This window comes from Vibrio sp. 2134-1, assembly GCF_033339495.1.
Map to the genome: position 1 here is coordinate 1 of NZ_JAWOUS010000642.1, position 610 is coordinate 610.

Here is a 610-nt window from a genome sequence, read left to right on the forward strand (position 1 = left end):
TGAGGATTTTGACCATGCGAGTCCCGTCCTTGTAGAAAGGCTGCATGTTCTTGGCTTGGAAGGCGTAAACAGCTCCCCTCTCCAGAGTTTGGTCGTTCAGATCAATGAGGAAGAAGGTGTAACCCGGCAGGCACTTCTCCTGTTGTGGATCAATGCCAATACGGTAGCGGCTGGCAAAGGCCGCACCAGCAGCCCAAAGAACCAGTAGTGTCACACCGGCCTTAACCCCGAAGCGCTTCCAGGATTCCTTTTTGACGAAATACTTCTTGAGTGGAAAATTCATTTCAGCACCTCATCAGGGAGGTACACGTCACTTGGAGCACCGACGACAGCACTTGCGTCAAGGACCAAATAACCTGCGTCTTTCAACTTCAAAATTGCGTCATTGGTCTTGACCATCAGTCTTTCAACTTCCTCCTGAGAGGCACCAGCGGGATACGCCGACGCCACTTTAGCGAAGTCAACCACGACCACTGGCGGGGTTTGATTCAAACGCTGATGGATGCTTGCCGTTTGTTCGCTCATCACGTAGTAGCTACCGCCGAAGCCACCAGCGGCACCGAGAATGGCGGCGATTGCGATTGATTTAATGTCCATTACTGTCTCCCTG

General features: G+C 52.1%; 1 protein-coding gene and 1 pseudogene. Both read right to left on the reverse strand.

What is annotated here, in order from left to right:
* Nucleotides 1–283 (reverse strand): annotated as a pseudogene (locus R7R78_RS27705) (S26 family signal peptidase); the annotation flags it as partial.
* Nucleotides 280–597: a hypothetical protein gene (locus R7R78_RS27710; protein ID WP_000351984.1), complete on the reverse strand. Its 318-nt coding sequence runs from the start codon at nucleotides 595–597 to the stop codon at nucleotides 280–282. The pseudogene R7R78_RS27705 and the gene R7R78_RS27710, both read right to left, overlap by 4 nt.
* Nucleotides 598–610: the final 13 nt, after the last annotated feature.